Raw genomic sequence first — 25,855 nt, 5'->3', positions numbered from 1 at the left:
GCGAACCGGCTCGATCTCCCAGGGGAAAGCGGTTTGCCCACAACTGGTTTTTCTGTGGGATCGAGCCTGCTCGCGAGAGCGTCCACCCTCACACCGGCCTGTGGTGTGAGTGGGGGGGAAATGGGTGGGTGAAGCCCCCCCCAACGTTGAGGATTCCCACCCACTGCGCCACCACGACCAAAGTCGAATCCATCAAGCGTTTGATATCAAACAGCTATTTTTCTCCCCCCTGGTCCCCCCGCTTTTGGCGCACCTCTTGCAACGGGCGAATTGCGAATATCAGTCACACCGGCGCGCGCCAAGGGAAACAAGATGAAAAACCCACCTAACCTCAAGTCGCTCGGCTTTTTCCTGAAACCGAGTATCGCCGCTGTGATGCTGATCAACATCAGCCTCGGCACCGCCAATGCCGTACCGCTGGATGATTTCGGCCCGCCCCCCCCGACGGACCCCTCGGCGTTTAGCAACCCGCCGGCCGACCTCGATGCCGCGTCGGCTGCCTTGCGGGCCATGCCACCCGTCTACCAGGGCGCCATCGCCCTGCCCAATGGCGCTTTTGGTGCCCGCCTCACCACGCCAACGACCGACAACGTGCTGCCGCCAGCCCTGCAGACATCCTTCAAAATCCCCACCAATGGCAAACCCAGCCCATTGTTCGGGGCCCAGCCGTACACGCAGCAACTGTTGCTGTTCGAAGAATTCGGCACGGAAAAACTCGACCCGACACTGCCTGCACCGCCCCTGACCTTCCCGGTTCCGCTCGTCGGCCCGGCGCCCACGCAGGACCCGAACAGCATCGCCCGCAGCGGCCCTTCGCCCACGGCGCTGGTAGCCTTCATGCGCCAGCCGGGGCTGTTCCCGTTTCCGTCGCAATTTTCCAACGTGCTGGACCGCAACCCGTGGAAAGCGCAGATCGAAGCCTTCCTCAACCGCCATCCGGTCGGCTCGCCGGCCGAAGGTCGGCCGCCAGGAAAAGGCTGGTCGCACCAGCGCTGGAACGAGTTCTTCCCGCAGGTCGGCTTCAAAACCGTACAAGCGGGTGCCCAGATCAACAGCGGCATGCGCGACCGCCGACAGTTGCACAACTACGCCGTCGGTGAGTTCGGGCCGGGCGGGCTGTACAACCAGACTTCGAACGCCCCGGTCCTGGCCGGCACCACCAAAGGCATCAATGTTCGTTTTCACCCCAACATGCCGATTCAGAACCACAAGGCGCTCTGGACCTTCGACGGCACCTTTCCGCCAAAACTGTTGATGGTGCGTTACGGTCAAGCCGCGTTGATGCGCCACTACAACGCCCTGCCGATCGATCCGGCGGCCAACATGGGGTTTGGCCTGCACACCCTCACCACCCACGAACACAACGGCCACTCCCCGGCCGAAAGCGATGGCTTTTCCGGTGCGTTTTTCTTTCCGGGGCAGTACTACGACTATCGCTGGCCGATCCAGTTGGCCGGTTACGACACCATCAACACCAGCGCCCAGGATCCGCGCGCGGCGTTCCCCTGCGCCCCGGACGAAACCCTGTTCGTCAACGATGCCGCGCCGGGCCTCAAAACGTGCAACAACGGCAGCATCAAGATCCGTGGCGACTGGCGCGAAACCATGAGCACCCACTGGTTTCATGACCACATGGTCGATTTCACCGCGCAGAACGTCTACAAGGGCAACGCGGTGATGATGAACTACTACAGCGCCCTGGATCGCGGTAACGAAGCCTTCGAAGACGGCGTCAACCTGCGCCTGCCCAGCGGTTCGGCGTTGCCTTGGGGCAACCGCGACTATGACGTCAACCTGATGGTGGCCGACAAGGCCTGGGACGCTAATGGCCAGTTGTGGTTCAACCCGTTCAACACCGACGGCTTTCTCGGCGATCAGGTCCTGGTCAACTGGCAGTACCAGCCGCGCCTGAATGTGCGGGCGCGCAGCTATCGCTTTCGCATCCTCAATGGCTCGGTATCGCGCTACTTCAGGATCGCGCTGGTGCGTGAGGTCGCCGGCACCGGCGGCGAATTCCCCGGCCCGGCCGGTTCCGGCGTGTCTTATAGCCGCGTGCCGTTCCACATGATCGCCAACGACGGCAACCTGATGGAACATGCTGTGCCGTTCGACGGCAGCATGGACCTGGACGGCAACGGCGATGTGCAGAACCACAACGCCATCCTGCCCACCATAGGGATCGCCGAGCGTTTCGACATCATCGTCAATTTCGCGAAAAACGGGATCAACACCGGCGACAAGCTGTACTTCGTCAACCTGATGGAGCACCACGACGGCAAGGGGCCGGAGGCTACAGTGCTGAGCCTGGCCGACGTGCTGTCCGGGACGTACAAGCCGGTGCTCAAGCTGGGCAGCAAAGGACTGGAATGGACCGGGGGCGACCCGGGGGTGGGCAAGTTCATGCAAATGGTAGTCCAGCCTTATGCCGGCCAGGACGTGAGCATGAACCCCGCCGACTACGAACCCGCCAAACCGGGCAAGCCAGCCGGCAAGGTCATGATCCCGCTGACCATCAACCGCGACGACCCAGCAATGCAGGCCAAACTCAATGTGGCGCGGCATCGCGAGTTCATCTTCGGCCGCTCCGACGGCACCGACGAAGCCCCCTGGACGATCAAGACCGACGGTGGTCAATTCGGCTTCCCCATGGACCCTCGAATCATCAGCGCCGCTCCGCAACTGGCCAACGGCCCGACCCCTGCCGGCTTCTCCGGCGACGGCACCCTGGAAGTGTGGCGAATCAAGAGCGGCGGCAACGGCTGGAACCACCCGGTGCACGTGCACTTCGAAGAGGGGATCATCCTCCACCGCGATGGCAACCCACCGCCGGAATGGGAAAAATGGGCACGCAAGGACGTCTATCGCATCGGCGAAGGCATCGACAGCTCGGTGGACGTGGAAATGGCCATCCACTTCCGTGAATTCGCCGGGACCTACATGGAGCACTGCCACAACACCCAGCACGAGGACACGTCCATGTTGCTGCGCTGGGATATCGAGCATCCGGGCCAGTTCCAGTTGATGCCAGCGCCCCTGCCCGGCTGGGACGGCGTCACCTACGTCAATTCCTCTGCGTTGCCGACCTTCCGCACTGGCGATACCCGTGCCAATAACGATGGCAATAACCAAAAACCGATCGCCAACCCCGATAGCGCCATCAGCAGCACCGGCCAACCGGTGATCATCAACGTCCTGGCCAACGACACCGACCCGGACGGCAACGTGCCACTTAGAGTGGTGGGGCTGGAGCAACCGAACTCCGGAACGGGCGTGGTCAGCACCGATGGTACGCGCGTGACCTACACACCACCGGCCACGGTCGCCGCGCCGTTCACCGCGACCTTTACCTATAAGGCAGCCGATGCCAAGGGCGCGGAGTCGGCATCGGCGACGGTGTCCGTGGCGGTCTCGGCAGCGGTCGTCGAGAACCTGATCGTCACCAGCGCTACCGTCACCGCCCGCAGCAACAGCCGCTGGTATTGGGTCCTGTCCGGCACCACCTCGCGTGGCACGGGCAACACCATCACGGCGACTGCCACGGTCACAACCGGTACGGCGAACCTTGGCACCGCCACCCTGACGCCAACAGCGACAGGCGCGCGCTGGAATATAGCGGTGACGACCGTCGGCAGTGGCCCGGCGCCCAACCCGACGGCGACCGTCAAATCAGCCTTCGGCAAAACCGTGACGGTGCCAATAGTGGCGCAGTAGAGCGGTTTGATCGGCGCCCGGTCCATGCAATGTGGATCGGGCGCTTTTTTGTGCGGCGTACTCGCTCCCACCATTGAATCGGCGTCGTACACAGATTTGGCATTCACCAAGGATCAAATGTGGGAGGAATGTCGTCGACCGGAAGTTAACGTTCAGCCCGAGTCACCGCTGCGGCGCCACCATCCGAAAGCGGATATTGATCTCGTTGGACACCACACTGTCCGCCCACTCGCCCTCGCCGATCTTGAAGTCGTCACGCTTGAGCACCAGTTGGCCCTCAAAGATGCCGATGGCGCTCTCTGATCTCAGTTGCACCGGCACAGTCACCTCCCGAGTGAGCCCCCGCAGGGACAGCTTGCCGGTGATGGTGTAGCGGTTATTGCCCAGGGCGTTGATGGACGTCGACTCGAAGGTCGCCACCGGATAAGTCGCCGTATCGAACCACGCCGGTTTTTGCAGCTCGGTGTTGGCGTCGCTGCTGCCGGCGTCGATGCTGTTGAGGTCGATGGTCAGCGTGGCGTGGGCGGCACCAGGGTTATCGGTGTCGAAATCGAGATTGGCCTCGAACTTGCCGAAAGTGCCGTAGCTTCGCGAACCCATCTGCTGATAGGTGAAACTCAAGGTGCTGGCCTTGGCGTTCACTTTCTTGTATTCCACGGCTTCAGCGAACGGCGCCAGGCTGAACTGCACCAGGCCGAACACCAACGTTCCGGCCAGAGCGATGCAACGCGCGGATCGAAGGTTCATGGCACTCTCCGGGAGGGCTCCCGTCTTGAATTGGGGTGCCGCACAGGTCGGGTGGCATCAAAATGACTTAAGCAAACAACCGGCGTTTATTCCACCTCACGCGGTGATTTGCGACCACCTGCAGATGGCCGTCAGCACTCCTCGCGCTGCCACGCCCGCTGCAACAGCTCGATCACCTCGGCATCCGAGGTCTGGGTAAAATCCATATACCAATACCCAATCGACGTGAACCACTCGGGCATCAGCGGGCAGACCAGTTCATCCACCTCGCTGCGCAGGGCCTGCACCGTCTCGATCGGCGCCACCGGCACCGCCACCACGATGCGCGAAGGCGCCTGTACCCGCAGCGCCTGGATCGCCGCCCTCATTGAAGCGCCGGTGGCCAGGCCGTCGTCGATCAGGATCACCACCTGATCCTTGAGCAGCACCGCCGGCCGCGTACCGCGGTAGACCTTCTCGCGGCGCAGCAGTTCGCGGCGTTCCCGTTCGACCACGGCGTCGAAAGCGGCGCGATCGATCGGGTGCACGCGCAGTGCCTCTTCATTACGAATCTGGATACCGCCGCTGGCAATTGCGCCCATGGCGTACTCCGGGTGTGACGGCACACCGAGCTTGCGCACCAGCATCAGGTCCAGGCGAACCTTCAGCGCCGTGGCCACCTCATAAGCCACCGGCACGCCACCACGGGGCAAGGCCAGAACGATCACATCGGGGCGGTTGGCGTAAGGCAGCAGCGGCTCTACCAAACGTCGTCCGGCCGCTGGCCGGTCTTGCAGGATGGAATGGGACAAGGGGCTCATCGGAAACCTCCCCAGGCGATCAGGCCTATCGGTGAATCCTGCTCCCACTGATGAAGTACCTGATTTTCAGTGTGCACAAGATTACAAACAACACAGTCCCTGTGGGAGCGGGCTTGCCCGCGAAGACGTCAGCACAATCAACATCTACACCACTGAACCACCACAATCGCGAACAGGCAATCAAAAAACCAACTAAACCAACCGCTCAATCTTCTGATGCTGCCACACCAGTTTGTAATACAGCGTCTGCAACACCAGCATCCCCAGATACGCCACCGGAAACGCCATCCACACCCCTTGCAACCCGAACTTCGCATCCAGCAGATACGCCGCCGGCAACTGCACGCCCACCACGCACACAATCGAAATCGCCACCGGCACCATCACCGTGCCGCTGGCACGCATGATGCCGCCGATGATCGCCTGGAAGCCGAACACCAACAGGCTCCAGAGCATGATGTGCAACAGGTGCCGGGCCATGGTCCGCGTCGCCTCTTCGGTGAGGAACGACGCCAGCAACCAGCTCGACAACAAGTACCCGAGCACCACCAGGCCACCGGTCAAACACACATTGATCATCAGCCCGGTCTTCAAAATCGGCCCGATGCGCTCGATGCGCCCCGCCCCGATCGCCTGCGCCCCGAGGATCGACGCGGTGATTGCAATCGACAGCGCCGGGAACTGCACGTAATTGACGATCTGCGTCACCGCTCCGTAAGCCGCCGTCGCCTGGGAGCCGTGCTGGTTCACCAGCGCCAGAATCACCAGCTCCGACAGCGACAACACCACCATCTGCAACCCGGTGGGCAAACCGATGCGCAGCACCTTGCCGAGAATCGCCACGTCCAGCTTCATCGCCGCAAAGAACTCGCGGTCCGGCGCCAGTGGATGGCCCTTGCCAAGCAAGCGCCACGCCAATAACCCCATCGCCACCAGGTTACCCACCAACCCGGCAACCGCCGCACTCTGAATCCCCATCGGCGCAAAACCCAACCAGCCGCGAATCAACGCCGGCGTCAACGCCAACCCCACCATGGTCGACACCACCAGCGCCAACAACGGCGACAACGTATCGCTGACCCCGCGCAGCAACTGCGTGAACAGCACAAACACCAACAGCGACGGCATGATCCACAACATCACATGGGCATACGCCACCGCATCGTCCAGCACATCCGCCGGCGTCCCCAACCCCACCAACGCCGACCGCGCAAACACACTGCCCACCACCGCCGCCACCAACCCGATCAACACCCCCAACAACAACGTCGCCCCGGCAATCGCCTTCACCAGATGCGTCTCCCGCGCACCCCACGCCTGCCCGATCAACACACCCGCGCCGGCGCCGAGGCCGATGACCAGGGCGATGAAGAAAAACACGATGGGGAACATCCCCGACACGGCGGCCAAGGCCTGGGTGCCGAGCATCTGGCCGATGTAGATGCTGTTGACCGTGCCGGACATGGATTGCAGGAAGTTCGACAGGACCATTGGGGCGAGGAACAGCAGGTAGGTTTTCCAGAGGGGGCGTTGGGGGGTTGGGGTTTGCATTCGGGAAGGTCCATCTTGACGGCAGGAGCGATGATTAAGGATAGCGTTGGTGGCTGAAACCAAGGGGCGGTGAACATCTCAGGTCTGTGTTTATATTTCCAGCGACGTGAGGGGAAAGGTCTGAAGTTTCATCGTCGCGGGTCCTACATGAAGCTCAGAATGTCTCACCTTACGCGCTGATCCCGTGCGGCTTATAGTCGGCGCCGTCGCCCAATATGGCGATTCGGGTTTGGCGACCTGACAACAGAGAATGACCGACTGACGGCCTTGAGCCCAACAAACAGAGATCATTCAAAATGAACCGATACATGCCCCTCACCGGAATCAACATGGTTCCGGCCTCCCTGCTCATCGACACCCAAGCCCCACTCGACGTCCTGCAAGCCATGGCCGACTACCGTATTCGGGCGGTTACGCAGGTGTTGGAAAACATCGCCTATCGCTCCGAACTCGGTTGCGACACGGTGGTGCTGGAGGACTTCTGCAAACTGCTGGTCATTCCGTTGTGCGATGGTTGTGATTTGATGGATGTGATTGGTCGCCGGCTGCGGGCGCAGGCTGCGGAGTAAATGAAAACGGGTGTCTCGGCACCCGTTTTAATGCTGGTCCAGAAAAGGGGTTACCCGTCAGCTTGATTCGAGACCGCGAAAAACCAATCAGGCGAAGATACTCAATATGCCCGAAACAAAGAGAAGAGCCGCTGCAGCAGCGGCTCAACCCGGGAAACCTTCGATGATCTAAACGACTGGACAAGGGAACCGGACGACTACGAAATGATAGCTACTGTCACCGTTCTCTGGCGCCTGCGTTCAGGCACTTGGTGTTGTCAATCAAAGGTATATTTGCCTTCGAGCATGAATGCCGGCTCTCTCCAGTTGGGCCCTCTCACAACTCTGATCCCATTATTTTTTATAAAACCGGCATCACACATTTTTTTGACAAGTTTCAATAGACCAATGTTGTTCTCCACATGCGCCCAGTTAGCCCGATTATAAAGACCATCAAGCTGAGGAAAGGAAATACCTAATTGATTTTTGGTTACAAACAGAATTACCTCTTCAGGTTTTTCGTTAAGTACGATGGTTGCAATGACGCTCATTATTTTACCCCTCCAAGTTTCTTGTACTCTCGTCCCCTTTGTTTTTCATCCGCTTCTAAAGCATCAGGTGTATAGAGCAGTTCAAAAGCATCCTTGACCTTGTAGTCCTCCAGCGTCGCGGCGTGAGTGTTATTCCAAATAATACCGTCGTCATTCGGGTCTACACCGTCAACCACACCTAATGCTCTGAAACGTTCCAGCTCTCTGATTTCATGAGTATAGAAGCGTTTGTCCACATCTGTGATTACCAATTCACCCAGCAGAATTTTTTTCAAGCGAAAAATCATAATGGCATTGGCGTCCGAAGGCCCAAAGCGTCCCGTATGTAATTTTACCAGGTCAATACCCGCTTGGCTCACGGTAGCACTTGTCCAATCGAGATCGAGGATTGGGCCTCCAGCTTTGGCGGGATTGAAAAGTCGACCGCTGTATTTTCCCCTTGTGGTTGCTCCTTCATAAGGACTATTAAAAACAACGTAGATTGGCGGCAGACCGCTTTCAATCGGAAAGCAGTAAATGCAATCCCTGAAATCAGGCAATTCGACCGCGGGCAAGGTTTCAGGCTGCACAAGCAATGGCGACAGCGTAACTCCAGTGTAAGTCGGTACTTGCGCAGGGCGGGCAGGCGAAGTTGTCGAGCCGTTTCCCAAGTGAATAATTGGAAAACTGAGGATAATGGGCGGTGTATCGTTTGACGTGAAACTGTAGGCGCTGGTCGCTGGATCGAATGCCAATGCTCGCACTGGCACTTTTTCCGAGACGCTCCCTCCAGCCGGGGTTGCAACGAGTGTGTATTGGTTAAGGTCGCCATAAATCCGATAAGGAAGGTCAATGGTTCCTTCGGCAGCGGCGATTTCATTCAGGTTTGACGGCAGCTTTGGTAAAAAAGTGGTACCGGGTAGTTTGAGAGCTGTTTGAGGAAAGCGTTCGCCGTTAGCAAGAGCAGGTGAATAGAACAAGGCTCCGATCCCAACAGCAGTGGCCCGACTGATAAGTGCCTCCCCCAACCCTGCCAACAACTTAATGCCTTCATGGATCACTGCCCCGAAGGTCCAACCTTCGGCGACATGGATGGCAATGGCACCCGCCACAGTGCCCGCCTCTATGCCATTACCAATGTGTAACCTGTAGGTGTAAGCGACTTCGCCCCTTGCCAAGGCGCTATGGATTGCCGCGTCTGCAGTTGTGGAAGCGTCCTCCAGAATGGAGATGGCTTCGACAAGGATTCGTTTAACGTAGGCGGCAGTTAGCGATAATAGATATTCTTCATAAAAGCTTTGTCGCACTGCCATATCGTCTTCTGCATCAGCATTCGATGCAAATACCGCGGCACTCATTTCTCTGTCTAGCGACAATGCGTCTAAACCATTATATAGTAGTGCATCGAGCCAACATCTATGGATTCTGGCCCTTTGCAGAAGTTCTACAATGATCGCTTTCTTTTTCAAGGCAGCTTCCAACGCATTGAACCCCTGCCCGTCAATGGCTGCGACTATGCGTCTTTCTAGATAATCTCGAACATTCGGTGTAGCACCAGAAAAAACACTCGTTATCTGATCGTGCACCGAAAGTCCTATCGCCTCCAACTTTTGGTATGCGTTACTGGGGTTTTTGGTACTCTCAATACTATGGGGCGTAGTAACTGCCGGGACAGCCCCATCCCAAAACAAAACACTATCGAAGCTTGAAGGAAAAACTTGGGCTTCTGTAGCTTGAACCTGTCGAGACTCAGGCGTTATTACAGGTGAATAATGTGTAATTGGTTCTTGCATATAGCGCTCCATGCACAATATCAATTCCATAAAATAGACAGAGCAAAAGTTATGCCGCAACAACGTAGCATTTTCAATACTTCAATATTTACTGTATACGTCGCGCACGAAAGATGATGGGCGGCAGTTGCGGGCGCAGGTGGGAGAGTGACTACATATGGGCGCCGAGGGCGCCTGTATTCTTCTTTTGGTCTAGTCCTGAAACAGATTTACACCTGTTTCACCCAAACGCCCCAACCATCGGCGCAAGGGTAAAAGACTAGACCAGTCGGACTACCAGGGCGGCGACAACAAAGATTGTCAGTGCCAGGGCGGCACCGATGCCGAACGGCACCACAGTAGAGCGGATCGCGTTCGGGGCGGGACTACGCATCTCCTCGACAAAAGCTGCAACGTCGCGGTGCAGTTGTTCAATGCTGGCTTGATTCGTAGGTTGTGTGGACATGCTGCTACTTCCTGTGTGGGTCACGAGTCGTATCTGTTGTGGCGGGTACGAATGCTCAAAACTTCGCCCATAGGCTGACAGCAGCGACGATAGCGGTCACCCTACCAGCCCCCACCGCAATCGGGTACCAGAAGGTCTCTTGCCTGAACTTGCGCTCTTCTGCCGTGAGTTTTCGGGTTTCGGCCATGGACCTTCGGATTTCGAGTTGCAGTTTATCGAGTTCCAGATTGTCGCGGTCGTTTTGTAGCATGGTTCATCCCTTCGCGCTTTGCTGTTCAAAAGGTTCTCTCCGAACAGCCGGTGATCCCCCCTTTCTACGCCGTCAATATTTCCCGTTTTTCATCTTTGGAATAGCGGGATACTCCTGCCGAAGTTGTAGGCAAAATCCGAGGATTGCGTAAGGGGGTCTATCAATGGGGCTGAAAACAAAAGCCGATCGCTCACAACACACGCCCCAAGAGCCAATCGACCCAACCCACAGTCAATTAGCTAAACTTCATCAGTAAACCACTTCGCGAATCCCTGAAAATTCAGGAGGCGAACCATGAGCAAACAACCTCAACCCCAAAGCCGCTCCAACCCCCAACCCAGATCCCGTCCGTTGGTGCCGAACCTGCCGAGCAAAACCACCGGCAAAAAGTCCGGTCGCTTGCGCAGCAACTATCCGCCGAAGAAATCGTAATTGCCTCGGGTGTACGACAGACTTTGCAATGGAGTCTGTCGTACTCCCCCATCACTTCGGTATTACTTGCCTCTATATCGGACATTGTTTTTCCACAAGCGACGTCGTACCCGCCTGGAATGACGGCCAAGGGCTACGCTCTCCACGGTTTCTCAAATACACCTCGACCACGCCGGCAATCGATTTGCTTAAATGGCTCAGCGTTAAAAGACCTGTGGCGAGGGAGCTTGTCGGGCGCTTGCAGTCGGTGCAGAGCATCGCGCAGAGCACGGCGGATGATGTGCGGACGCTGGCGTTGAGCAGTCGGCGCTTGCCGCCTATTGCGACTCGGCTGGATGCACTGGGGCGGACGTTTCATCAGTGATGCAGTCGTGGGCGCGGCGTTTATTCCCAATGGAAAAACGGCGGGCAACCCGCAGGCCAGGCAAGTGCAGGCGCTACTTGAGGGCGTCGCAGCGAAGTAATTGAATACGGGCGCCTGATTTGTATTTGCTGGCGATTGGCATTCCAGAATCCTGGAGTTCTTTAAATAAAATTGTGAAATAAAACGTGAAGGCAGCTCAGTTAAAAAGCTCCACAAAGCCATATAAAAACCAACAAAATAAAGCTTTTTAAACGATTTTTTATATGAAATAAAATGTGAAGACAATTCTGGCGATACAAACTGCCATGTCCTTATTCACCTCGAAATCCTGGCTGGACCCGGTTCCCCCCCGGCCTGCCCGCCTGGTTTGCCCAGGATGTCTTTCCAGACCTGCATCGTCGGTTTCAGTAACACATAGCTTCAGCAAGATCGCGGCCCAATTGCATTGGCATGTTAAGCCCATCCGTCGCACCAATATTGCTCTACAGACTCAATAAATCTACATTTGAATCTACAGATTCAACCTAAGGACACAAACATGGCCGTCCCCCTGCAACCCCAATCCTTCAGCAAAAACCAGTGCGTCACCGGCCTGCGTGCCGCCGTGGGTATTCTGGAAAAGTGGAAAGCCACCAGCGACCAGGCCTGTCGCATCCTGCGTATTTCCCGCAGCACCTACACCCGCGCTCGTCAGCGTGACCCGGATTGGGCGGTGGCGCTGGATGCAGACCAGATGCAGCGCATCAGTTTTGTGCTGAACATTCACGCGACGTTGCGGCTGGTGTTCGACAACCCGGACAACGTCTACGGCTTTGCCTCGATGGCCAATGACAACGAGTTTTTCAACGGGCGTTCGCCGCTGGCGATCATGGCCCAGGGCGACATGATTTCGCTGTATGAAACTTTCCGCCGCATCGACATGCTGCGGGGTGCGCAATGGTGATGGCGAGTGAGCTGGCGGTGTTTGCCGGTCAGTCGTTGCAGGCTTATCGCCTGGTCAATTCGAAGTTTCCGCCGATTGCGTTGTTTGATGATGTGGCGGACGCGGATGAGTTCGAGCTGTTGTTCGAGATTCAGGCGCTGACCAATCCGCGGCTGAAGAATGAGCTGGGACAGCTTGAGTTGATTGCGCGCAGCGAGATTCCGTTCGGGATTGCGGGCTGCTCTTACGCGATTGCACCCTTTACCCACGTCAACCCGGCGGGTTCGCGCTTCAGTGACGGCAGTTTTGGCGTGTTGTACCTGGCGGATTCGATGGAAGCGGCACTGGCCGAGGTCCGGCATCACCAGGCGCTGTATTGGTCGAAGGTGCCGAGCCTGAACTATGAGCGGTTTGTGTTTCGGGGGTTGGCGTGCTCGTTTGATGATGGGGGGATGAAGGACGCTGCGGCTCTGCCGATAAGTGATCCGGTGTATGCGCCGAACGACTACAGCCATTCCCGTGTGCTGGGGCGGGCGGTGCGGAATGCCGGTTGTCCCGGGTTGCGTTATCACTCAGTGCGCATGCCGGGCAGTCATTGTTGGGCGTTGATGACGCCGAGGCCGGTTTCGTCGATTGTGCAGGCGGCGCATTACGAGATGGTCTGGAATGGGCAAATCACCAGCGTGAGCCAGATCAGCGAAGCCTGATTGCCTTGCGATAACTTTGTGGCGAGAGAGCTTGCTCCCGCTGGACTGCGTAGCAGTCCTCGATTTGGGGCCGCTGCGCGACCCAGCGGGAGCAAGCTCCCTCGCCACAAAAAGCAGTGTTTGCACACACGGTGTTCGATCCATTGACTGCATCGATAGTCACCATCACTTCAATGAAGTTCTCTTAAAAAATCCCCGGCGTAACATCTGCTCCATACCAACCCATAAGCACCCCGGAGCACACCATCATGAAACGCCAGACCCTCCTCAGCATCGCTTTCTCGGTTTTCGCAGTTAACGCTTTCGCCGCAACTTCTGCTCAACCTGTGGTCGCTGAAGGCGGCTCGGATCGTCTGATTGAAAGCCGTGTGGCCGAGGGTGGTTCCGATCGCCTGATCGAGAATCGTGTGGCTGAAGGTGGCTCCGACAAACTGCTGCAAAACCGCGTCGCTGAAGGCGGTTCCGACAAGCTCCTGCAAAACCGCGTCGCCGAAGGCGGTTCCGACAAACTGCTGGAAAACCGCGTCGCCGAAGGCGGTTCCGACAAACTGCTGCAAAACCGCGTCGCCGAAGGCGGTTCCGACAAACTTCTGCAAAACCGCGTTGCCGAAGGCGGTTCCGACAAACTGCTGCAAAACCGCGTCGCTGAAGGCGGTTCCGACAAACTGCTGGAAAACCGCGTTGCCGAAGGCGGTTCCGACAAACTTCTGCAAAACCGCGTCGCCGAAGGTGGCTCCGACCGTCTGATCGAAAGCCGCGCTGTCTGAATGCAGTGCTTTACCGCAGGACTCAACGAGAAGCCCGGCCTCACCCGCCGGGCTTTTTCGTGCGGGTCATCAATTCGTCGGTTGTTCGTGCACTTTCGCGTGTCGCGAGAGACCGATCTTGATGGCGACCAGAATGGGCGCGGCAAAGACGAACAGCACGGCCACGGCGAAGAACGCCGTATCGAAGGCAATCACCGTGGCCTGACCTGACACCGCTTTGCCCAGCAGGCTGGTGGCTGCCCGGCCAGCGGCCACCTGATCCATGCCCTTCCCCGCCAGCATCGCGGTTGTGGTCATCAGCTGTTCGATGAGCGCGTTTCCTCCCGGGGTGACGTTGGCGCCGAGGACCACGCCATTGCTGACAACCTGATGGTCGATCAAGGTCTGCAGCCCAGCGACGCCCATCAAGCCACCCAGTTGCCGCCCCGTATTGAACAGGCCGATGCCGCTGGCCAGGTTGCGGCTGTTGAGGTGACTGAAGGCGATCAGGGTGATCGACAGAAACAGGAAGCCAAGGCCCAGGCCGCGCAACAGGATGGCCGCCATCATGTCGCCGGTGCCGCTTTCGCTGGTGGAGCCGGACAGCATCCACATCGCCGCCATGATCAGCAGGATGCCCAAGGGCACGGTCGCCACCGGCGGCAGGCGGCGGACTTTGATCAACCAGGCAGCGATGAGCAACGAGCCGACAAAAAAACCGCCACTGGGCAACAGGAGCCAGCCGGCATCGGTCGGTGTGAACGCGAGTACCGACAGGGCGAACGCCGGGATCAGGTAGGCGCTGCCGAACAGCGCGGCTCCGGCGACGAAACTGACGCAAAAAGCAAAGGTGAAATCGCTTGTTTTGAACAGGCTGAAGTCGAGCAGCCCCTGGCCATTGGCCAAGATCTGTTGGCCGAGAAAGGCCAGCAGCGCGGCGCCGCCGAGCACCGTCAGTATCAGGATCCGCGGCTCCTCGAACCAATCCCAGCGGCTGCCCTGGCTGAGCACGTAGGTGAAACACAACAGCGCAGCACCGATCAGTGCACAGCCGAGCCAGTCAAACGAACGTTGCCGGACCTTGGCGGACATGGGGTGGTCGGTGATGAGCAAGAGCCCCGTCGCCGCCAGGGCCAGCGGTACCACGCTGAAGAAAATCCAGGTCCAGGACTGGCTGTCGATCAACCACCCTTGCAGGGCCGGTGCGAGGGTCGCCGACGCGACCACGGCCGCCATGGCGAACAGGGCTTGCAGGATCGGCTGAAGGGCGCGTGGATAACCGCGAAAAATGAGCGCCTGACCCGCCACCAACAAAGTACCGCCAGCGAAGCCTTGCAGGATGCGCAGTGCGATCAGCAGCTCCAGCCAGGCGGTAATGGCGGCCGCGCAGCACGCCAGGCCCATGACCAGGGTGGCGCCGATGATCACGTTGCGCGCGGAAAATCGCTGCATCAGCCAAGGGGCAAGCATGAACCCGATCAGTTTGAACGCGATGTAGCCGACATCCAGCCAGGCGAACTCGTCAGGCGTGGCATAGGTGTCGCCGATGATGTCGCTGCGGCCGAGGGCCAGCACGGTGCTGGCGATCGCTTCCGTCAACGTCGCCAGCACGATGCCCACCATGAGCAGCACGCCATTCGTTGCCCTGACGCGGCTCAGTCTGGCGCTTTTCATGAACCGGCCCCTTGCGCAACCTCCACCCGCGCGGACAGGCCCGGCACGATGCGACCCGGCAGCGGATTGTGGGCCAGGCGGATCTTCACCGGCACGCGCTGCACGACACGCACAAAGTTCCCGGTGGCGTTGTCGGGTGGCAGCAGGCTGAACGCCGAGCCACTGCCCGGTGCAAAGCTGTCGACCACGCCATCGAGTGCCGCATCGGGGTAGCCATCGACCGTGACGCGCACGGACTGACCGGGGCGAATATGTTCAAGCTGGGTTTCCTTGAAGTTCGCCACCACCCACACATCGTTGACCGGCACGATATCGAGCAGGGATACGCCCGGTGTGACGAAACGGCCGAGGCGAACCTGACGGTTACCGACCACGCCATCCACCGGCGCGTGTACCACGGTGTGATCGAGATCGATCCGGGCAAGATCGCGCGCGGCCTGTGCCTGGGTCACGGCGGCCACGGCGGCCTCGCGCTCGGCGACAAACACCGCGATGCGTTGCTGTTGCGCCTCGACCGTGGCCGAGGCGGCCGACACCGAGGCCACGGCTCTGGATTGCGCTGTGCCGGTTTCATCGACCAGGGCCTGGCTCACCGCGTTGCTGATGATCAGTTTGCGGCTGCGGTCGTGGGTCTTGGCCGCCAGGCTCATGTCGGCGGTGGCCGAGCGCCTTTGTGCTTCGGCCTGCCTGATCAGCGCATGCTGAAGCTGGATCTGCGCATCGACATGGGTCAGTCGCGCCTGGGCGGCGCTGACATTGGCCTCGGCTTGCGCGAGTTTGGCGCGATAGTCGCGGTCATCGATACGAAACAGCACATCACCGGCACGCACGGCCTGGTTGTCTTCGACCTCGACCGCCGTGACATAGCCGGCGACTTTCGCGGCCAGTGAGGTGACGTCACCACGGACATAGGCGTTGTCGGTCGAGGTCACGCCACTGGAAAACGCCATGGCTCCCCAAACCGCCACGACCATCAAGGCCGCGACGCACAGCAACAGGCCGATGGTCTTGCGCTTGCTGCGCCGCACCACGACCACAGGCGTTGCGCTACTTGCGCCGGTGGCAATGGCGGCCTTGTCCTGGAGCGAGTTCATTTTTTGATTTCCTGTTCAGTGCCAAGAACCAGACAGCCGGGCGGCAGGATCTGCCGCCCGGCTGTCGAGCCTTCATGAGCGCGTTGATCGGCTCACTGTTTGATGGGTGTCACGAGTACCTTTTCTTCGGTGTCGAGGACGAACACCGCCAACAGGCGCGCCGGTTGGGTGTCGCTGGCGTTGGCGCTGACCAGGTGCACGGAACCCGGCTCCTCTACGAAGTTTTCGCCGACTTTGTAGACCTTTTCCGGCTGACCTTTGACCTCGATGCGAAACGCGCCCTCCAGCACCGTTGCATAGATGAAGGCGGTTTTCGGATGGGTGTGGGCCGGCGACGCGGCACCCGGCCCATACTCGACGACCACGCCCCTCATGCTCTTGCCAGGGATGTTGGGAATGGGACGGTCGAACACCACCGTCACCTTGCCGGGGGGTGGCTCGGCGGCCGATGCGGCGCTGATCGAGAGTGCTGCAAAGACAGCGGCCATTAGCAATCGGGTAACCATGGGATTTCTCCTGGATTCGTAGGGGAATGCGAGGGTGAGATCCGTTACTGCGCTGTCGACCGGGCCAGCCAGTCGTCGAAGCGGATCGCGCCCAGGCGTGCGTTCTTGCCGGTGACCAGCGATTGATCGTTGAGCACGGCACCGAAGTAACGCGCATGCACGTCCGGTACGACCTTGCGGTTGTCCTGGGTCGCTCGCAGAAAGCGCCTGGCCATCTCGTCGATCGGCATGGTTTCCGGGCCGCCGACTTCAACCGTGCCATTGACCGGTGCAGCCAGTACGACATCGGCCAACGCCGCCACCACGTCGTCAGACGCAATCGGCTGGATCAGCGCCGGCGAAGCATGAATCTCATCGCCAACGGCGAACGACTGGACAATGCCACCGGCAAACTCGGAGAACTGCGTGGCACGTAGAATGGTGTAAGGCATGCCGGACGCCTTGATAAGGGCTTCCTGTGCGACCTTGGCCCGGAAATAGCCGGTATCGGGAAGCCGTTCGCTGCCGACAATCGACAGGGCAACATGATGACGAACCCCGGCAGCGGCTTCGGCGGCCAGCAGGTTACGGCTCGACGTTTCAAAGAAATCGAGAACGGCCTGGTCCTCCCACGACGGCGCGTTCGCCACGTCGACCACCACATCAGCACCATCCATCGCTGCGGCCAGGCCTTCGCGGGTGATGCTGTTCACGCCCGTGCTGGGACTGGCGGCGAGCGCATCATGGCCGCGCTCGCGCAGGGTGTTCACAAGTTTCGATCCGATGAGGCCGGAGCCTCCGATGACGACGATCTTCATGACTTTTCTCCACTTGTCGACTGCAACCATTGCGTCGGTGTAGAGAAAGATTGCCTGCACGGGTGAGGCAAGTCCTTGCGCCGGGCTTGGGTTTACCTTGGCGAACGCTTGGATTTATGTCCAAAGAAGAGGCTGATCGTCCAGCACGCCCTGGCGCGGACGGTGCAGCGGGTGTCGAGCTGCCGTATCATCCTCCCCAGTTACCAACCGCCAGCCGCCTGGGACACGGCGTTGAGGGCGCTGCGCCAGGGGATGCTCATCTTGTCATTCGCGTTTGAAGACTACGTACTCGATCAGGAGCGCCGGGAGCTGACCTTGCGCGGGCAGGTCGTGGCCGTCGGCCCGCAGGTCTTCGACCTGTTGCTGCTGTTCGTCAGCAATCCCGATCGGGTCCTCAGCAAGGACGAATTGCTCAAGGCGGTGTGGAGCGGCCGGATCGTTTCCGAATCGACGATCACCAGCCACATCAATGCGGTGCGCAAGGCCATCGGTGACACCGGTGAAGAGCAGCGCCTGGTGCGCACCGTCGCCCGCAAGGGCTACCGCTTCGTTGGCCAGATCAACGGCAACATGACCGGGCAAGCGCGACAGCCTGACATCGATGAACGCTCGAGCGCTGACACGAAACAAATCCCCTCCTCTACGCTCGTCCTGCCGGAAAAACCCTCGATTACCGTCCTGCCCTTCCAGAACCTGAGCGGCGATCCGGAGCAGGAATACTTCGCCGATGGCGTCGTGGAGGACATCATCGCCGCCCTGTCGCGTATTCGCTGGCTGTTCGTCATCGCGCGTAATTCCAGTTTTACCTACAAGGGCCAGGCCGTGGACGCCCAGGGCGTTGGCCTGGAGCTGGGCGTTCGCTACGTGCTCGAAGGCAGCGTGCGCAAGTGCGGGAACAAGGTGCGCATTACCGGACAACTGATCGACGCGACAAGCGGGGCGCACATCTGGGCAGAGCGCTTCGAAGGCCTGCTCGACGATATCTTCGAACTGCAGGACCAGATCGCCGAAAGCGTCGTCGGCGCGATCGCGCCGCAACTGGAACGGGCGGAAATCGAACGCGCCAAGCGCAAGCCGACGGAAAGCCTGGACGCCTACGACTATTACCTGCGCGCCATGGCCAAACTGCACAGCGGCACCCGGGAAGCCATCGAGCAGGCGCTGCCGATGTTCTACCAGGCCATCGAACTCGATCCGGAGTTTGCCTCGGCCTATGGCATGGCCGCCTGGTGCCATTTCTGGCGCAAGCTCAATGGCTGGATGACCGACCGGCCTGCAGAAATCGCCGAGGGCATACGGCTGGCGCGTCTGGCGGTAGCCCTTGGCCGCGATGATGCGGTTGCACTGACGCGCGGCGGACATGCCCTTGCTCATCTCGCTGGCGAAGTCGACGGCGGCATTGCGCTGCTCGACCGGGCGCGCCTGCTCAATCCCAACCTCGCCCCCGCCTGGTTCCTGGGCGGTATCCTGCGGGCGCTGCACGGTGAAACGGACGCTGCCATCGAGCATTTGCAGCATGCCGTTCGCTTGAGTCCGCTGGATCCGGAAATGTTCAGGATGCAGGTCGGGATGGCGCTCGCGCATTTCTTCGCCGGGCACTTCGATACCGCTGCGGACTGGGCGGAAAAGGCCCTGGGCAACCTGCCCAGCCTGCTGGTCGCGGCAGCGCTGGTGGCGGCCAGTCATGCGCTCGGCGGTCAAATGGAAAAAGCGAAGTCGGCGATGCAGCGTCTGCAAAAGCTGGATTCGTCTTTGCGCCTGGGCACCCTCAAGGACTGGCTGCCCATTCAACGGCCTGAGGACTTCACCCGTTTCGTCGATGGACTGCGGCTGGCGGGATTGCCCGAGTGAAGACGACCAGCCTTACCCTGTAGGAGCGAGCTTGCTCGCGATGGTCGTCAACGATGACGCGGGTTTTCTGATTAAACGCGGTGTCTTCAAGTCCATCGCGAGCAAGCTCGCTCCTACAGGGTAGGCTAAGCTTTGAGCAACTTGTTGCTCACGATGCTCGGTTCTGCAGGTTTTGGGTTTTTCTGGAGAGCGTCTGCAACAGCTATCCCAGACAGGCCCCAACCTTTCACGCAGGATTGCCGTGATGACCGAGCCCCTCCTCAGCTTTGATGCACTCAAGCGCGCCGCGGCTGCCGGCGAAATCGATACCGTGCTGGTCTGCATGGTCGACATGCAGGGGCGCCTGGTCGGCAAGCGCTTCCAGGTCGAGTTTTTCATCGACAGCGGCCACGAAGAAACCCACTGCTGCAACTACCTGCTGGCCGATGACATCGACATGGAGCCGGTGCCGGGTTACGCCGCGGCCAGTTGGAGCAAGGGTTACGGCGATTTCGTGCTCAAGCCCGACATGTCTACCCTGCGGCGCGTGCCCTGGCTTGAATGCACGGCACTGGTGCTGTGCGACGTGCTCGATCATCACCATCGCCAGGACCTGCCCCACAGCCCGCGGGCGATTCTGAAAAAGCAGGTCGAGCGCCTGCGCGAGCGTGGCTATACCGGCATGTTTGCCTCGGAACTCGAGTTCTACCTGTTCGACGAGAGTTACGAGGCGATCCACCAGCGCAACTATCACAAACCGAAAACCGCCGGCCATTACATCGAGGACTACAACATCCTCCAGACCACCCGCGAAGAGCCGGTGCTGCGGGCGATTCGCAAGCATTTGCAGGCCTCGGGCATTCCCGTGGAAAACTCCAAGGGTGAATGGGGCCCGGGGCAGGAAGAGATCAACATCCGCTACGCCGATGCCATGACCATGGCCGACCACCACGTCATCATCAAGCACGCCTGCAAGGAGATCGCGCAGTTGCAGGGCAAGGCGATCACGTTCATGGCCAAGTGGCGCTACGACGCCGCCGGTTCCAGCAGTCACATCCATAATTCGTTGTGGGACAAGAACGCCAAAAAGCCGCTGTTCTTCGACGCAAAAGCCGAGTTCGGCATGTCAAAACTGATGCGGGCCTGGGTCGCCGGGCAGCTCAAGTACGCCAACGACATCACCTGTTTTCTCGCGCCTTATATCAACTCCTACAAGCGCTTCCAGGCTGGCACCTTTGCGCCGACGCGGGCAGTGTGGAGCCGCGACAATCGCACCGCCGGCTTCCGTTTGTGTGCCGAAGGCAGCAAGGCCATCCGCATCGAATGCCGCATCGGCGGTGCCGACCTCAATCCCTACCTGGCCTTCGCCGCGTTGATCGCGGCAGGCCTTGCCGGTATCGACGAGAAGCTCGACCTGGCGCCACCGTTCGAAGGCGATGCCTACCTCGATGAGCATTTGCCGGAAGTGTCCAAGACCCTGCGCGAGGCGAGCGTCGCACTCAAAACCTCCGGCATGTTGCGCAAGGCGTTCGGCGATGAGGTGGTCGACCATTACGTGCACACCGCCGAGTGGGAGCAGAAGGAGTACGACCGGCGAATCACCGACTGGGAATTGCAGCGCGGTTTCGAGCGCTACTGAGAACATCATGACTGAGAAGGTACAACTGATCTCCCCGGTCGATGGCCGGGTGTATGTCGAACGCGAGGTGGCCGATGCGCAGCAGGTCGAGCAGGCACTGACGGCCGCTGCCAATGCACAGGCGTCATGGCAACGCCGCTCACTGAGCGAGCGTGCGGCTTATTGCAGTGCCGCGGTGGACGCGATGCTGTCGATGCAGGCGGACATCGTGCCGGAGCTGGCCTGGCAGATGGGCCGCCCGGTGCGTTACGGCGCCGGCGAGCTGCGCGGTTTTGCCGAACGCGCCCGACACATGATCGCCATCGCTCCACAGGCCCTGGCCGCTGTAGAGCCTGCGCCCAAGGCGGGTTTTCGACGCTACATCAAACGCGAGCCGCTGGGCACGGTGCTGGTGGTCGCCCCGTGGAACTACCCCTACCTGACGGCGGTGAACACGATCATCCCGGCGCTGATGGCCGGCAACAGCGTGATCCTCAAGCACGCGTCGCAAACCCTGCTGGTGGGCGAGCGTTTCGCCGAGGCCATGCGTCGCGCAAAACTGCCCGAAGGGCTGTTCCAGAATCTGCTGCTCAACCATGTGTCGACCGGGGCGATCATTGCTTGCGGGCGCGTGCAGCAAGTGAACTTCACCGGTTCCGTGGAGGCTGGCAAAGTCATGGAAAGCGTCGCCAGCGGACAATTTCTCGGCATGGGCCTGGAGCTCGGCGGAAAAGACCCGGCCTATGTCCGGGCAGACGCCAACCTTGAACAGGCGGTGGAAAATCTGGTGGACGGCAGCTTCTTCAATTCCGGGCAGAGTTGCTGTGCCGTGGAACGCATTTATGTCGACCAGAAAATCTTCCCGGTGTTTGTCGAGCGCTTCGCCGAATTGACCCGCCAATACGTGCTGGGCAACCCGCTGGACGAAGCCACCACCCTCGGCCCGCTGGTGACACCGGGCGCCGCCTTCTTCGTTCGTGGCCAGATCGCCGAAGCGCTGGCCCAGGGCGCGACGGCGCTGATCGATCCGCAGGCATTTCCCGCCGACGTACCGGGCAGCGCCTACCTCGCGCCGCAGGTCCTGGTCGATGTCACCCATCAAATGTCGGTCATGCGCGACGAAAGCTTTGGCCCGGTGGTCGGCATCATGCCGGTGACCAGCGATGAAGAAGCCATCGCCTTGATGAACGACAGCGAGTTCGGGCTCAGCGCTTCCATCTGGACCCGGGACCTCGCGGCGGCCGAACGCCTGGGCAACGAGATCGCCACCGGCACGGTTTTCATGAACCGCTGCGATTATCTGGACCCGGCTCTGGCCTGGACCGGCGTGAAAAACAGCGGGCGCGGCGTCACCCTGTCGCCATTGGGCTACGAGCACCTGACCCGGGCCAAATCCTTTCATCTGCGTCACGAGGTGTAGACCATGAACCTGACAGGAAACTGGAACTACCCCACGAGCGTTCGGTTCGGTGTCGGGCGCATCGCCGAGCTGGCCGACGTCTGTCGCAGCCAGGGCATCCAGCGCCCCTTGCTGGTGACCGACAGCGGCCTGGCGCGTGCGCCGATCACCGCGGCGGCACTGGATGCGTTGCGCGCCGCCGGTCTTGGCGTGGCGCTGTTCTGTGATCTCAAACCCAACCCGGTGGAAGCCAACCTGGCCGGTGGGCTCGACGCCTGGCGTGCCGGCCAGCACGACGGCGTGATCGCGTTCGGCGGCGGCAGTGGCCTGGACATGGGCAAGCTGATTGCCTTCATGAGCGGCCAGACCCGCCCGGTCTGGGATTTCGAGGACATCGGCGACTACTGGACCCGCGCCGACGACAGCCGCATCGCCCCGATCATTGCCGTGCCGACTACGGCGGGAACCGGTTCCGAAGTCGGTCGTGCGGCGGTGATCATCGACGAGAGCACCCACACCAAACGCATCATCTTCCACCCGAAAATGATGCCGCGCGTGGTGATCAGCGATCCGGCCCTCACGGTCGGCATGCCCGCCAAGGTCACCGCCGGCACTGGCATGGATGCGTTATCCCATTGCCTGGAAGCCTACTGCGCCCCCGGCTTTCACCCCCTGGCCGACGGCATTGCCGTGGAAGGCATGCGCCTGGTGGCCAATTCGCTGGTGAAGGCGGTACACACGCCGTCGGACCTCGAGGCGCGCGCGCAAATGCTCGCGGCGGCGGCGATGGGCGCCACGGCCTTCCAGAAAGGCCTGGGCGGGATGCATGCGCTCTCGCATCCGGTGGGCGCGCTATACGACACCCATCACGGCATGACCAATGCCACCTTCATGCCCTATGTCCTGCAGTTCAATCGTACGGCCATCGAGGAGCGCATCACCCGCCTGGCGGCGTACCTGCGCCTGCCCTCCCCCGGCTTCGACAGTTTCATGGCCTTCGTGCTCAAGCTGCGCAAGGACATCGGCGTACCCCATACCCTGGTGGAACTGGGCGTGGATGACCGGCAGGCCGACCTGATCGCGGACATGGCGATTGTCGACCCCTGCGCCGGCGGCAACCCGCTGCCATTGACCCGGGACGGTGTGGCAAGGATTTTCGACGCGGCATTTCACGGCCGTCTGTAGGAGCGAGCCTGCTCGCGATGAACGTCAACGATGACGCGGGGGAGCCTGACACCCCGCGTCATCCTCAAGTCCATCGCGAGCAGGCTCGCTCCTACAGAAAACCAAGGTCGAGCCTACGGCGGCTCAGTTCGGCCTGTCCAAAACCTGAAGGGGCACACATCATGAACCCAGCAAGCCAGCCGGGCACCGAAGCGCAAGACAATGACGTCAAGGTGCTGCACAGCATGGGCTATGCCCAGCAACTCTCACGACGAATGGGAGTTTTCTCCAACTTTGCGATTTCCTTTTCGATCATCTGCATCCTCTCGGGTGGCATCAACTCGCTGGCCCAGTGCACCTCGGGCGCGGGGGGTATCTCCATCGGCATCGGCTGGCCGATCGGCTGCCTGATCTCCGGGGTGTTCGCCATGGCCATGGCGCAGATTTCCTCGGCCTACCCCACCGCTGGCGGCCTGTACCACTGGGGCTCGATTCTCGGTAACCGCTTCACAGGCTGGCTGACCGCGTGGTTCAACCTGCTGGGGCTGGTCACGGTGCTGGGCGCAATCAACGTCGGCACCTATTACTTCTTTTTCGGCGCCTTCGGACCGGCTCTGGGCATGGAGGACACGACCACGGTCCGGGTGATTTTCCTGGCGATCCTCACCGGCCTGCAGGCCTTGTGTAACCACCTGGGGATCGGCCTGACGGCCAAGCTCACCGACTTCTCCGGTTACCTGATCTTCGCCACGGCGCTGGCCCTGACCATCGTCTGCCTGATGTCGGCGCCCAGCTACGAATTCGCGCGGTTGTGGACCTTCAACAACTATTCCGGCGAGGTGGGCGGCAGCGTCTGGCCGCAGGTCTCCAACGGCTGGATTTTCATGCTCGGCCTGCTGTTGCCGATCTACACCATCACCGGCTACGACGCCTCTGCGCATACCTCCGAGGAAACCCGCAATGCAGCCATGTCGGTGCCGCGCGGCATGGTCATGTCGGTGGTCTGGTCGTTGCTGTTCGGCTGGCTGATGCTCAGCGCGTTCGTGCTGATGCTGCCGAACATGGACGAGGCGGCCAGGCAAGGCTGGAACGTGTTTTTCTGGGCGATGAACACCCAGGTCAACCCGACATTGAAGCTCGCGCTTTACGTGGCGATTTTCATCTCGCAGGTGCTCTGCGGGCTGGCCACGGTCACCTCGGTTTCGCGCATGATCTTCGCCTTCTCCCGGGACGGCGGCCTGCCCTGCTCCAAAGCCCTGGCCTCGGTCTCATCGACCCATCGCAGCCCGGTCGCGGCGATCTGGACCGGTGCCACCCTCGCGGTGTTGTTCGACTGGGGCTCGTCGGTGATCTCGGTCGGGGCAACACCGGTCTATACGATCGTGGTGTCCTGCACGGTGATCTTCCTGTTTTTTTCCTTCGCCATTCCCATCGTGCTCGGCCTGTTTACCTTTGGGACTTCGAAGTGGCCGACCATGGGGCCATGGAACATGGGCCGTTTCTGGTACTCGGTGTTCGCCATTCTCTCGATCCTGTCGATGATCATCATTTTCGTCATCGGCATTCAGCCACCGAACGATTGGGCGTTGTACATCACCATCAGCTTCCTGGTGCTGACCGCCATCGTCTGGTTCGGTTTTGAAGCCCGGCGGTTCCAGGGGCCGCCGGTGGGCGACATGATCGTCAAGCGCCAGGCTGAAATTGCTGCGGCGGAGGCGGCGTTGAACCGCAAATAGAGCGAGCAATGAGTACCCTGTAGGAGCGAGCTGGCTCGCGATGGTCGTTAACGATAACGCGTGTTTACTGGCTAAACGCGGCGCTCTTAAGTCCATCGCGAGCAAGCTCGCTCCTACAGAGTCCGGGCCTTATCAGCCAGGCTTTTATGCACGCCGATGATCTATCCTGTGCCTCCCTGATTTCACACCCGAGGCCACTATGCCCACCCTCACCGCCCGCGAGGTTTACCAGCCGTTGCGCGACGCCGCCCAAGGCATTTGCACCTTCAAGCGAGTCGACGACGCTTGCGAGTCAGTACGGGTCGACATCGACGGCTGGCGCCTGACGCTCGACGTCGACGCCGGCCACTTGCGCCACTGCCTGCACGGCCAAAGCCCCGATGGCCGCGAGTATGCGTTCGACAGCGGACAGCGCTTCGGTACCGACCCGGTGAGTTTGCTCAGCACCTGGGAACTGGCGCAGATTGAACGACTGCTGGGCTGAATCCTTC

At 60.3% G+C, this 25,855-nt stretch carries 23 protein-coding genes; 12 read left to right on the top strand and 11 right to left on the bottom strand.

Features of this window, described 5'->3' with window-relative positions:
• Positions 1–312: 312 nt before the first annotated feature.
• The gene (locus C8K63_RS17985; protein ID WP_108217931.1) at positions 313–3,711 is read left to right on the top strand and encodes an Ig-like domain-containing protein; all 3,399 of its coding nucleotides are present in this window, start codon (positions 313–315) and stop codon (positions 3,709–3,711) included.
• 162 nt (positions 3,712–3,873) lie between these two features.
• Here C8K63_RS17985 and C8K63_RS17980 read toward each other — a convergent pair whose 3' ends face one another.
• The 3 genes from C8K63_RS17980 to C8K63_RS17970 all read right to left on the bottom strand — a co-directional run bounded on the left by C8K63_RS17980 (position 3,874) and on the right by C8K63_RS17970 (position 6,809).
• Positions 3,874–4,458 carry a YceI family protein gene (locus C8K63_RS17980; RefSeq protein WP_108217930.1) on the bottom strand — a complete coding sequence of 195 codons (585 nt, stop codon included), beginning with the start codon at positions 4,456–4,458 and terminating at the stop codon, positions 3,874–3,876.
• A gap of 131 nt (positions 4,459–4,589) precedes the next feature.
• The gene (locus tag C8K63_RS17975; protein ID WP_108217929.1) at positions 4,590–5,258 is read right to left on the bottom strand and encodes a phosphoribosyltransferase; all 669 of its coding nucleotides are present in this window, start codon (positions 5,256–5,258) and stop codon (positions 4,590–4,592) included.
• 192 nt (positions 5,259–5,450) lie between these two features.
• Complete coding sequence (locus C8K63_RS17970) at positions 5,451–6,809, bottom strand: MATE family efflux transporter (RefSeq protein WP_108217928.1); 1,359 nt, start codon at positions 6,807–6,809, stop codon at positions 5,451–5,453.
• A 296-nt stretch (positions 6,810–7,105) separates the two neighbouring features.
• On the opposite strand from C8K63_RS17970, the gene C8K63_RS17965 reads away from it, so the two are divergent.
• Positions 7,106–7,378, top strand: a complete 273-nt coding sequence (locus tag C8K63_RS17965) for a hypothetical protein (protein WP_108217927.1) — start codon at positions 7,106–7,108, stop codon at positions 7,376–7,378.
• A 257-nt stretch (positions 7,379–7,635) separates the two neighbouring features.
• On the opposite strand, the gene C8K63_RS17960 is transcribed toward C8K63_RS17965, so the two are convergent.
• The 4 genes from C8K63_RS17960 to C8K63_RS17945 form a co-directional block, all read right to left on the bottom strand.
• Positions 7,636–7,908 (bottom strand): hypothetical protein, encoded by a 273-nt coding sequence (locus C8K63_RS17960; RefSeq protein WP_108217926.1) that lies wholly within the window; start codon positions 7,906–7,908, stop codon positions 7,636–7,638.
• The gene (locus tag C8K63_RS17955) at positions 7,908–9,680 is read right to left on the bottom strand and encodes an S-type pyocin domain-containing protein (RefSeq protein WP_108217925.1); all 1,773 of its coding nucleotides are present in this window, start codon (positions 9,678–9,680) and stop codon (positions 7,908–7,910) included. Before C8K63_RS17955 ends, C8K63_RS17960 begins: the two co-directional genes overlap by 1 nt.
• A gap of 259 nt (positions 9,681–9,939) precedes the next feature.
• The gene (locus tag C8K63_RS17950) at positions 9,940–10,125 is read right to left on the bottom strand and encodes a hypothetical protein (RefSeq protein WP_108217924.1); all 186 of its coding nucleotides are present in this window, start codon (positions 10,123–10,125) and stop codon (positions 9,940–9,942) included.
• A gap of 55 nt (positions 10,126–10,180) precedes the next feature.
• The gene (locus C8K63_RS17945) at positions 10,181–10,375 is read right to left on the bottom strand and encodes a hypothetical protein (RefSeq protein ID WP_108217923.1); all 195 of its coding nucleotides are present in this window, start codon (positions 10,373–10,375) and stop codon (positions 10,181–10,183) included.
• Between the two features lie 294 nt (positions 10,376–10,669).
• Here C8K63_RS17945 and C8K63_RS30500 point away from each other — a divergent pair, with 294 nt between their 5' ends.
• The 4 genes from C8K63_RS30500 (at position 10,670) to C8K63_RS17925 (ending at position 13,567) form a co-directional block, all read left to right on the top strand.
• Complete coding sequence (locus C8K63_RS30500; protein ID WP_177413232.1) at positions 10,670–10,807, top strand: hypothetical protein; 138 nt, start codon at positions 10,670–10,672, stop codon at positions 10,805–10,807.
• Between the two features lie 902 nt (positions 10,808–11,709).
• Positions 11,710–12,114: an antitoxin Xre-like helix-turn-helix domain-containing protein gene (locus tag C8K63_RS17935; RefSeq protein WP_108217921.1), complete on the top strand. Its 405-nt coding sequence runs from the start codon at positions 11,710–11,712 to the stop codon at positions 12,112–12,114.
• Positions 12,108–12,800, top strand: a complete 693-nt coding sequence (locus C8K63_RS17930) for an RES family NAD+ phosphorylase (RefSeq protein ID WP_108217920.1) — start codon at positions 12,108–12,110, stop codon at positions 12,798–12,800. The genes C8K63_RS17935 and C8K63_RS17930 overlap by 7 nt, the downstream gene beginning before the upstream one ends.
• A 248-nt stretch (positions 12,801–13,048) precedes the next feature.
• A complete protein-coding gene (locus tag C8K63_RS17925; protein WP_108217919.1) occupies positions 13,049–13,567 on the top strand; it encodes a phage infection protein in 519 nt (172 codons plus the stop codon).
• 69 nt (positions 13,568–13,636) lie between these two features.
• Here the strand turns inward: C8K63_RS17925 and C8K63_RS17920 are convergent, their stop codons facing one another.
• The 4 genes from C8K63_RS17920 to C8K63_RS17905 form a co-directional block, all read right to left on the bottom strand.
• Positions 13,637–15,220 carry an MFS transporter gene (locus C8K63_RS17920; protein WP_108217918.1) on the bottom strand — a complete coding sequence of 528 codons (1,584 nt, stop codon included), beginning with the start codon at positions 15,218–15,220 and terminating at the stop codon, positions 13,637–13,639.
• Complete coding sequence (locus C8K63_RS17915) at positions 15,217–16,314, bottom strand: HlyD family secretion protein (RefSeq protein WP_108217917.1); 1,098 nt, start codon at positions 16,312–16,314, stop codon at positions 15,217–15,219. Before C8K63_RS17915 ends, C8K63_RS17920 begins: the two co-directional genes overlap by 4 nt.
• A gap of 92 nt (positions 16,315–16,406) precedes the next feature.
• The gene (locus tag C8K63_RS17910) at positions 16,407–16,820 is read right to left on the bottom strand and encodes a cupin domain-containing protein (RefSeq protein WP_108217916.1); all 414 of its coding nucleotides are present in this window, start codon (positions 16,818–16,820) and stop codon (positions 16,407–16,409) included.
• Between the two features lie 44 nt (positions 16,821–16,864).
• Positions 16,865–17,617: an SDR family oxidoreductase gene (locus tag C8K63_RS17905; protein WP_108217915.1), complete on the bottom strand. Its 753-nt coding sequence runs from the start codon at positions 17,615–17,617 to the stop codon at positions 16,865–16,867.
• Positions 17,618–17,878: 261 nt separating this feature from the next.
• Between C8K63_RS17905 and C8K63_RS17900 the strand changes: the two genes are divergently transcribed.
• The 6 genes from C8K63_RS17900 to C8K63_RS17875 all read left to right on the top strand — a co-directional run bounded on the left by C8K63_RS17900 (position 17,879) and on the right by C8K63_RS17875 (position 25,848).
• The gene (locus tag C8K63_RS17900; RefSeq protein ID WP_108218117.1) at positions 17,879–19,468 is read left to right on the top strand and encodes a winged helix-turn-helix domain-containing tetratricopeptide repeat protein; all 1,590 of its coding nucleotides are present in this window, start codon (positions 17,879–17,881) and stop codon (positions 19,466–19,468) included.
• A 244-nt stretch (positions 19,469–19,712) separates the two neighbouring features.
• The gene (locus C8K63_RS17895; protein WP_108217914.1) at positions 19,713–21,086 is read left to right on the top strand and encodes a glutamine synthetase family protein; all 1,374 of its coding nucleotides are present in this window, start codon (positions 19,713–19,715) and stop codon (positions 21,084–21,086) included.
• 7 nt (positions 21,087–21,093) lie between these two features.
• Positions 21,094–22,485: an aldehyde dehydrogenase family protein gene (locus C8K63_RS17890; RefSeq protein WP_108217913.1), complete on the top strand. Its 1,392-nt coding sequence runs from the start codon at positions 21,094–21,096 to the stop codon at positions 22,483–22,485.
• Positions 22,486–22,488: 3 nt separating this feature from the next.
• Positions 22,489–23,649, top strand: a complete 1,161-nt coding sequence (locus tag C8K63_RS17885; RefSeq protein WP_108217912.1) for an iron-containing alcohol dehydrogenase — start codon at positions 22,489–22,491, stop codon at positions 23,647–23,649.
• 161 nt (positions 23,650–23,810) lie between these two features.
• Positions 23,811–25,364, top strand: a complete 1,554-nt coding sequence (locus C8K63_RS17880; RefSeq protein WP_108217911.1) for an amino acid permease — start codon at positions 23,811–23,813, stop codon at positions 25,362–25,364.
• 199 nt (positions 25,365–25,563) lie between these two features.
• Complete coding sequence (locus C8K63_RS17875) at positions 25,564–25,848, top strand: hypothetical protein (protein WP_108217910.1); 285 nt, start codon at positions 25,564–25,566, stop codon at positions 25,846–25,848.
• The last annotated feature ends 7 nt before the right edge of the window (positions 25,849–25,855 follow it).

This window comes from Pseudomonas sp. GV085 (assembly GCF_003050925.1).
Lineage (GTDB): Bacteria > Pseudomonadota > Gammaproteobacteria > Pseudomonadales > Pseudomonadaceae > Aquipseudomonas.
This window is presented reverse-complemented; position numbering and strand designations above follow the sequence as displayed.